Here is an 8,239-nt window from a genome sequence, read left to right on the forward strand (position 1 = left end):
TCACCGATCGCTTCGATACGGGGTTTGATCTCCTCGCCTGCCGTAATGTAGTCATTTATTTTACAGAAGAGGCTAAAGAAATGCTTTATCGCAAATTCGCCAATTCCTTAAATTCGGGTGGGATTCTCTTTACCGGTAGCACGGAGCATCTCTTCGGTATGAATCATTTGGGCTTTAAACTGGTCTCCTCGTTCTTTTACCAAAAACAAAACTAAAGCGATAATTACTATTTCATTATAACTGAACCAGAGCAAGCTTAGAAGGCTTGCTTTTTTATTTTGCTATGTTTATTTAAAAAATGTCATAAATTTCACTTTCCAAATCCTCAATGTTTTGCTAAACTAAAGTAAAACAGGTTAAATATTGGGCAAATGGCCTAACTAAAACTAAGAGGAAGGTGGGATTTCTATTGGTTTTCCACGGTAATCTTATCATCTGTTATGTCCAAGACCCCGAAAATGATCGCTATCTCTTCCAGCTGTTAGGTGGGGAGGTCTGCGAGGTAGGCAAAGATGAGTTCTTTGCTCGTTGGGAGGAATATCGTGCCTATGAGGCAGAGCGCGCCCAACAAAATGGTGTTTATCGTAAACTCCCTGTTACCATGTCCGTAACTTGCAATGTCCGGCGCTCACCGGTGAATATGAATCAACGGCGCAAACGTAAATCGGCTTATTTAATGCAACAACCCATGCTTGCACATGGTTAAGATTGCTAATAAAGAGCTGAAAGACGTATGCGCCGTTTGTTTTCCGTTTGCTTTCCATTAGAAAAGGGGCTGTTTAGCCCCTTTTTTGCGTTATTTAATTTTTTAAGTCATTCGGTTGGCTTGTTGGTAGGCTGCCACAAACTCGTCTACATGGTAAGTAATTCCTTTGCCTTTGTACTCCAGCGAAACTTGCTGGGCTGTAGGGTTATACCCTATATACTTCATCCCCAACTGCTTTGCCATCTTCGCTAGTTCAATCCGCGCGCTTCGTCCTAAATCTTGAAATTTCATCATGCACACGCCCCTTATACCATTTTTTCTCTCTGTAAGGTAAATTTCGGGATTCGGAGTACAATTCACTTGTTAGCACTTGTATTAATCGATTGTAAGATTATCATATCCTATTCCGTAGAATGACGCAACTTGCATTTCCACCCAAAGTTGTTAACAAATCCTGAACATTTTTACCCATGCTTACGAACATAAAGATCCTTCACTTTGCTCGGGATGACCATGCAAAAATCCCTTAAGCAACTTGCCTAAGGGATTTTTTGTTATTAATCATTTAGGTTGTCTGACTACGTCAATTACGGTTCCATCGCGATATTCCACTACGGCTACGACCCGGTCGGTGAATTCTACTGTTTCGGGAACCCCGGTCATTTTCTCGGAAATCGCTTTTAGCTCTTCGATAGTCATGATGGGCAAATCGCTGTCTTTAAGCTTCTCAATTAGGTCGGTTCTCCTGGGGTTGATGGCGATTCCTCTTTCCGTTACCAGGACATCAATAGTTTCCCCCGGAGTGGTTACGGTAGTGACTTTATCCTTAACTACCGGCAGGCGTCCCTTAGTCAGGCTGGTAACGATAATGGCAACCTTAGAGCCGGCAGCGGTGTCATTATGACCACCGGAGGCTCCCATAATAACCCCATCGGAGCCCGTGACCACGTTGACATTGAAGTCGGTATCGATTTCAGTGGCACCTAAAATCATCACATCTAAGTTATTAACGATAGCGCCTTTATCATGAGGGTTGCCATAGAGGGAGCCGGACATAGCCTGGTGTCTGGGATTTTCACGATAAGAGGCTACGGCTTTGAGGTCAAAGCACTGGACATCAAAGAGGTTTCTAAATAGCCCTTCATCCAGCATATCTACAATGTAGCCGGTAATACCACCGGCGGCAAAGCTTCCGACAATATCTTTTTCCTTCATATATTTGCGCACTTCCGCAGCCACTGCCAAAGAAGTTCCACCGGCACCGGTTTGGAAGGACATTTCATTTTGAATATAGCCTGCTTCATTAATTAATTGAGCAGCCATTTTGGCGATCCGTAGGCCCACTGGATCTTTGGTCACGGTCAAGGTTCCCGAGACGATACCATTGGCGTCACCGATGGTATCCACCTTAACCACATAGTCCACAAAGTCTTGGGTAATATCGATGGGACAAGCGGGATAAGGGGCTAGGTTATCCGTAATTGCCACCACTTTATCAGCAAAAAAAGCATCGGCTACGGCATAGGATAAGGTACCGCAGGCAGCGGGGCCTCCGACTCCGTTGACATTACCGTAGGCATCGGCAGTGGGAGCTGCAATAAAGGCAACATCGATATGCAGATCGCCGCTTTCAATGGCCCGGGGGCGTCCCCCATGGCTCATAAGCACGGCAGGTTTTTGAAGAAGACCTTGGGAAATGGCCTTGGCTACGGGTCCGGGAGAAATATAGTTAACCGAAATTTTAGTGACAATCCCTTTTTTAATATATTCTACGAGGGGTTCATGGATGGGGAAGATGCCGGTGGCAGCCACATGAATATCTTTAACCCCCCGCTTGGCGATGGCAGCCATGACCTGATTCAGGACATAGTCTCCGTTGCGCAGATGGTGATGAAAAGATACGGTCATCCCGTCCTTGATCCCTACTTTGTCTAAGGCCTCGTCAATATCGGCTAGGAGCTTCTTCTCCCCGGGTTTAACCGAGCGTAGGGTTACAGAAGCTTTGGCCCGCTCCCCATAGTTTGCAAAGGCCCCCAGAAATGGCCTTACCTTTCCATAGCCCTCTATATACTCTGGAATCTCTCTTCCAAGCACATTTTTCATCTTACTTTGTCATCCTTTCTCAATATATGACACCGTGAACCTTATCCTGATTTATTCTATCCATGAGTCATTAAAAAATAGCGTTCAAGGTATCAATTTGACGCCCATCCAATGCCAGTTTACCGGTGAAGCCCAATCTTTTGGCCGTGAGCGCATCCTTTTCTAAGCCTTCGGAGTCGTTGCCATCGATGAATAACGTATCAATTGCATCGATGCCCGCGGCACGGCAAGCGATTCCCACCCGGCCCCGGACATAGAAGAGTTCTTCCCCCTCTTTGGTCCGTTCTGAACCGAATTCCGCCATTAGACCTTCTCCATCAAGCCATACTCCGGTAATCCGGGGGGACGCGCTGATGAGACTATTAATATTCTCTATAGCAAAAGCCGTTTCCACGACAGGAATGATCTCAATTACTCCTGACGGAAACCCTTCTTCTTTTTCGATGTTAGCAAGGACTTCTTCAACTTGGCTTAAAACCGCAGGTGTTGCCTTCGGAATAATGAGGGCACCAGGTTTTACCCGAGCGATGAGGTCAATATCTTTTTTCCCCTCCTTAGTATCGAGAGGGTTGACCCGTACCAACACTTCAACCTTAGAATAGTCTAAGAAGCCCAACGCCTCTTTCACGAGATTGCGGGCACTATCTTTTTCCTGAGCAGCTACCCGCTGTTCCAAATCAAAAATTACCCCATCCGGATCAAATACCGGTGCATCCTGCATGCTTTTGGGGTTGTTTCCGGATATAATCAAAAGACTCCTTCTTCGCCGCTCCATGATAAAAAACTACTCCCTTCCTATGTACCCAGTTTTCCTTATAATTTCTATTATTGTAAATAAAACTGCGTTTCGAAGTTTACCTAGACAATGCCCTTTCCAGGGCTGTTTGGACACGAGCGCGTATGGTGTAATTCAGGGCTCCTTTATCCTGGACTTTGATCACTACATCCTCAACGCCCATTTCAGCAACCTTATCCATGACTGCTTGCTGAATTTGCTTGCCGAATTGCTTAAGTATGGCACCTTTGGTTTCTAGTTGGACTTGAATACCAACTTGCTCATTGGGCATCACCGTAACCAGAACATCATTGGATTCCAGGGCTCCGGCTTGAGCGGTTTTATTAATCTTCATGAAGTTCCCTCCCTTACACTTTATGTTTGCTTCTATTTCGAATTTTATGCCACTTCATTTTAATGTAAACTCTTTTTCCTAGTTTGACAATAGGAGAAGGTGTTTTAGGAAACTTCTAAATATTTCGACTACCCAAATATATAGGACATTCCCCCGAAGTAGGTGTATAATTCAGGGTAGACTCTTTTATTATACATTTAGGGGGCATTATCGTGAGTATCTTCGAAGCCATTATGCTGATCTGTTTTGGAGCTGCCTGGCCCTTTTCCATTTACAAATCCTATACTTCTCGTTCTGTAGAAGGTAAAAGTGCCTTTTTCCTTATCATAGTTTTATTAGGCTATGTTGCCGGAATCCTGCACAAACTTTTCTTTCAGTATGATGCGGTTATTTACCTCTATATCTTAAATTTCATCATGGTTTCCACAGATTTTTTCCTTTATCTACGCAATAGTCGCCTTGCTAAGGCACCGGGAAAGTCTCAGAAGAGGCTGTTCGAGCAACAAGCTTAATTTAGTATAAGTATGAGTCTGCTTAGTTTCATCCGCCATGATAGTATTTGTCATAGGCTATCGGTGTCTAATTAGCTTAAAACGGGTATCATATGCACTAGAACATCAAGATTGGAGTGACTGGCTTGAGCGAGAACAAAAGCGAACTTGAACTGCGTCTCATGGTCGGCTTGCATGGCACACCCGAGCTCAAGCAAGGGGAAAAGCTTGAACATCTCGGCGTGTTTCGGGAGAGGATATTAAGACTACTTACTAAAGATCAGGTAGATGATAAGGAGATTTATCCGGAAATCGAGGAAGCACTCAAGGACCCACGCTCTACGCGCCTCCTGCTCAACGGGGACATCGCCTATGGTTTCCGTGCCAAGTATATAAATATCGCCCGTAAATACAATAAGCCCTACACGGTTGTCAATGACCCCAAGCTAAAAGGGAAAGTCGGACTTGTAGTGGCTTCTGATCAAGCCGTTGATGTGGAAAAAGTCGAAGTAGATTAGGCTATGCAATAATTTTCTAAGGGGACTTCATTTTTATTCCAAATAATAAGGGCTCCTGTTATAAACAGGAGCCCTAATATTTCACCGGTTATAAGCTTAATCCACTTTTAATGAACACGAATTCTTTGACCAGGGTAAATGAGGTTGGGGTTGCAGATATGAGGATTTTTCTGAACCAGCCGGTTGACAGACGTTCCGTAGCGTTTGGCAATTTTGTGCAAGGACTCACCGCGTTTGACTGTGTGTTTCATTCACAAGCCTCCTATAAGATGATACACCGTATCTTATGTGGATTAATTCTTGTGAGTGCATTTCCTATTTAAAAAGGACAACCAAATGGTTGTCCTTAAAATTCCAAGAAATAAAGAAAAAAACAGGCAAAGCCAATCTATAAGCCGGGTTCTGTACCTTCTTCACAGAAGGTGATGATCATCTATCTGGGACCGCTGTTACCAACGGCCTCAAGCGACCTAACCCGAAGACGAAACGGGCAGCTTCATTGTCTTCCTATTCGGTCTTGCTCCAGGTGGGGTTTGCAGGGCCAGCCTGTCACCAGGCTGCCGGTGAGCTCTTACCTCGCCTTTCCATCCTTACCCTTGCGGGCGGTTTATTTCTGTTGCACTTTCCTTAGGGTTTCCCCCACTGGGTGTTACCCAGCACCTTGCCCTTTGGAGCCCGGACTTTCCTCAGAAGCAACCTTTCGGTTCTCACTTCCGCGACCATCCGATTGACTTCGCTTAATCATCTTACTCGATTATGTGTTAAAGGTCAAATTGTTTTAATTGGTATAATTACCATTCAGACCTTAACTATTAGGGTAGCTTGCATTAGACCGGCGCAATTCTTCAATTTCTTCATCAATATCCATAAGCGAAATAAGTAATTTCGCTTTGTTTTCAGAACCTTTAGCCAGTAAACTCAAAATTCGATCACGTTCAAGATGTAAAATTTCGGAACGACTCATTATGATTCCCCCTTTGTTTATTTTCAAAATTATAAAAGAATTGTAGCAAAAAAGTAATTATTAGCATCAAGGAATATTTTTAGCTGCTAAATATACTTTAACTCAATTCTTGCCAGAAATCCGTGATTTGAATCACTATTTTTTAGAATAGTCTAATTATTCGAGATATATTCAAATAATTAGTAATTTTTCGGTTATAGAATTATTCCTCCGACATAATATTACATCATATGACTTTTTAAGTCAATAACCCGTGTCCAGAATAGTCTGAAATCATCAGGGGACTTTTCATCTTTTCACTTACTAAAAACTCAACACCGGCTAAGGCTTGGTCAGCCTTTAAGTATTCTGCCAAGGTCTTAGTCATTGGTAGTTCACCCCAAAAATGCCCCATATCGATAAGGGACATCCCTGCCTCCAAAGCATCCAGTGCCCCATGGTGGTCCACATCCCCCGTGACCAGGAGGTCCACCCCTTTAAAGATGGCTTTGGAGATAAAACTACCGCCACTGCCATTAACAATTGCCACTTTACGAATCGGCTTTTCCGGATCCCCGGCAATCCGCAAGGTCGGTTCATCTTCATACTCATAAGGAGCCAGACTTCTCAGACCGGAAGTAAGCTTTATCGACAGACTCCCAAGGCTTAAAGGCTCCTCAAGATACCCGACTACCCCATATCCACGATAAGATCCCGGGTTATGAAGTGGGATTAAATCATAAGCCGGTTCTTCGTAAGGATGGGCCCTTTTCAAAGCTTTTACTGCTTTGTCGATTAATCTTTCCGGTATGAGACTCTCTAGGCGAGTTTCTTCCACCCGGGTCAGCTCGCCGATCTCACCGATAGTGGGATTAGCACCGGCATGAGGGCGAAACATTCCTATGCCCTCCCCGGCGAAGAAGCACTCGCTATATTCCGAAGCATGTGGCCCATCAGTAACCCCTTCCCCAACTCCGGCTTTGGCTAAAGCCTGGCGAAGCTGCTCAGCATGGGTTCGCGGAACGAAGGTCACTAACTTCACTAATCTTACGGAGCCTGTTACACTGAAGGTGTCCATCTTGGTAAGTTCCAGCACCCTACCTAAACTCCAACTTGAGGAATAGGAAGACTGGTCAAGGTTAGTATGGGCGGCATAATAAGCAATTCCCGCTTGGATAAGCTGAATGGGCAAACTTGCCCCGCGATTATCCCCGCGCAAATTCTTTAAGGGCCGAAAAATTATAGGATGATGAGCAAGGATAAGTTGGACACCTTTCTCCTTTGCTTCCTGAAAGACATCGGGAGTAGCATCAAGGGTTATCAAAACCCTTGCCACAGGTGCTGAGTAGTCGCCAACAATAAGACCCACATTATCCCATTCCTCCGCCCAGGATTTAGGGGCGATCTTTTCAATAATCTGTGCAATTAAACCGATGGAAACAGGCATTTTTTCATCTCCTCCAGTCCTTTAATTGTTAAATCAAACTCCTGAATACGCTTAAGGACTTTTTCCTGATTTGACTTTCGCATTTCACCTATGCTCCGTTGAAGGGTGTGTATTTGCTCATCGATCAAAATCTTCAGGTCCTCCACGGAATGATCCATAGCCAGGGGACCAAATTCCCAAATCAATTTTGTCAAAATGCTCTCCGCCCCACCTTGGCGCGAAAACCCCGAAACTTCCGACTTAAGAATGTGATCACACCATATATGTACTTTCTTTTGGAGTTCCTCCGCAGTATATCCTCCTTGGCGGGAGAAATGCATAACGACATAAATCCGCTCTTCCTCAACGATATATTCCTCGCGCTTCATTTTCCAACCCTCTTGGAGGAGGGTTAAACGCACTTTGCCCTCTGCCCCTTGTGGCTGCAGAATAAGGTCTCTAACCTGGGACATAACTTGCGGTCGCGCTGCAAAGATTTCCAGCATAGTATTCCCGCCCATCCCGCATAAAGTCAGTGTATCCACTTCCCCTGCCTGAATCGGCTTGAGGCCATCACCAAAACGAACATCGATGGCCGATTTTAGACCGCGGTTTTCAATGGCTGCGCAAGCAGAGCGAAAAGGTCCTTCATGGACATCCACCGCCACAGCTCCCTTAATTTTTCCGGTCTCCCAGAGGTAAATGGGAAGATAGGCATGATCTGTCCCGATATCTCCAAGCCGCGAATTTTCAGGAACAAATGAAGCAACCAGTTGTAAACGTGGTCCTAAGTTTACGGAAACCACCATGAGAAAACTCCTTCCGGAATAAATTAATCGGTATAAATAGCTAAAATAGCGAGATGCTTACACATCTCGCTACATTTGTTCATAATTGGTGACCCGTACGGGATTCGAACCCG

At 44.7% G+C, this 8,239-nt stretch carries 12 protein-coding genes and 1 other RNA gene; 4 read left to right on the forward strand and 9 right to left on the reverse strand.

What is annotated here, in order from left to right; genetic code table 11:
• Together AC1U9U_RS14030 and AC1U9U_RS14035 are read left to right on the forward strand one after the other, a co-directional pair.
• The coding region (locus tag AC1U9U_RS14030) for a CheR family methyltransferase (protein ID WP_479961179.1) at positions 1–215 on the forward strand (215 nt) is incomplete at its 5' end.
• 194 nt (positions 216–409) lie between these two features.
• Entirely contained in the window at positions 410–706 is a 297-nt protein-coding gene (locus AC1U9U_RS14035) for a hypothetical protein (protein WP_479961180.1), read from the forward strand.
• A 102-nt stretch (positions 707–808) separates the two neighbouring features.
• Here the strand turns inward: AC1U9U_RS14035 and AC1U9U_RS14040 are convergent, their stop codons facing one another.
• From AC1U9U_RS14040 to citD, 4 genes are all read right to left on the reverse strand, one after another.
• On the reverse strand, positions 809–997 hold the full coding sequence (locus AC1U9U_RS14040; RefSeq protein WP_479961190.1) for a hypothetical protein: 189 nt from the start codon (positions 995–997) through the stop codon (positions 809–811).
• A gap of 270 nt (positions 998–1,267) precedes the next feature.
• Positions 1,268–2,809 carry a citrate lyase subunit alpha gene (gene citF / locus AC1U9U_RS14045; RefSeq protein ID WP_479961181.1) on the reverse strand — a complete coding sequence of 514 codons (1,542 nt, stop codon included), beginning with the start codon at positions 2,807–2,809 and terminating at the stop codon, positions 1,268–1,270.
• A gap of 70 nt (positions 2,810–2,879) precedes the next feature.
• Complete coding sequence (locus AC1U9U_RS14050; protein ID WP_479961182.1) at positions 2,880–3,584, reverse strand: HpcH/HpaI aldolase/citrate lyase family protein; 705 nt, start codon at positions 3,582–3,584, stop codon at positions 2,880–2,882.
• Positions 3,585–3,663: 79 nt separating this feature from the next.
• Complete coding sequence (gene citD, locus AC1U9U_RS14055; RefSeq protein ID WP_479961183.1) at positions 3,664–3,939, reverse strand: citrate lyase acyl carrier protein; 276 nt, start codon at positions 3,937–3,939, stop codon at positions 3,664–3,666.
• A gap of 212 nt (positions 3,940–4,151) precedes the next feature.
• Between citD and AC1U9U_RS14060 the strand changes: the two genes are divergently transcribed.
• Positions 4,152–4,451, forward strand: coding sequence for a hypothetical protein (locus AC1U9U_RS14060; RefSeq protein ID WP_479961184.1), 300 nt, complete (start codon positions 4,152–4,154; stop codon positions 4,449–4,451).
• A 116-nt stretch (positions 4,452–4,567) separates the two neighbouring features.
• Positions 4,568–4,948: a YueI family protein gene (locus AC1U9U_RS14065; RefSeq protein WP_479961185.1), complete on the forward strand. Its 381-nt coding sequence runs from the start codon at positions 4,568–4,570 to the stop codon at positions 4,946–4,948.
• A 107-nt stretch (positions 4,949–5,055) separates the two neighbouring features.
• On the opposite strand, the gene AC1U9U_RS14070 is transcribed toward AC1U9U_RS14065, so the two are convergent.
• From AC1U9U_RS14070 to AC1U9U_RS14090, 5 genes are all read right to left on the reverse strand, one after another.
• On the reverse strand, positions 5,056–5,199 hold the full coding sequence (locus tag AC1U9U_RS14070) for a LysM peptidoglycan-binding domain-containing protein (RefSeq protein ID WP_479961186.1): 144 nt from the start codon (positions 5,197–5,199) through the stop codon (positions 5,056–5,058).
• Between the two features lie 124 nt (positions 5,200–5,323).
• Positions 5,324–5,683: RNase P RNA component class A (gene rnpB, locus AC1U9U_RS14075), an RNA gene on the reverse strand.
• 70 nt (positions 5,684–5,753) lie between these two features.
• Positions 5,754–5,912, reverse strand: coding sequence for a hypothetical protein (locus AC1U9U_RS14080; RefSeq protein ID WP_479961187.1), 159 nt, complete (start codon positions 5,910–5,912; stop codon positions 5,754–5,756).
• Positions 5,913–6,150: 238 nt separating this feature from the next.
• Positions 6,151–7,338 carry a Nif3-like dinuclear metal center hexameric protein gene (locus AC1U9U_RS14085; RefSeq protein ID WP_479961188.1) on the reverse strand — a complete coding sequence of 396 codons (1,188 nt, stop codon included), beginning with the start codon at positions 7,336–7,338 and terminating at the stop codon, positions 6,151–6,153.
• Entirely contained in the window at positions 7,317–8,126 is an 810-nt protein-coding gene (locus AC1U9U_RS14090) for a tRNA (adenine(22)-N(1))-methyltransferase (protein WP_479961189.1), read from the reverse strand. Before AC1U9U_RS14090 ends, AC1U9U_RS14085 begins: the two co-directional genes overlap by 22 nt.
• Positions 8,127–8,239: the final 113 nt, after the last annotated feature.

The sequence above is a fragment of the Desulfitobacterium sp. genome, assembly GCF_982384815.1.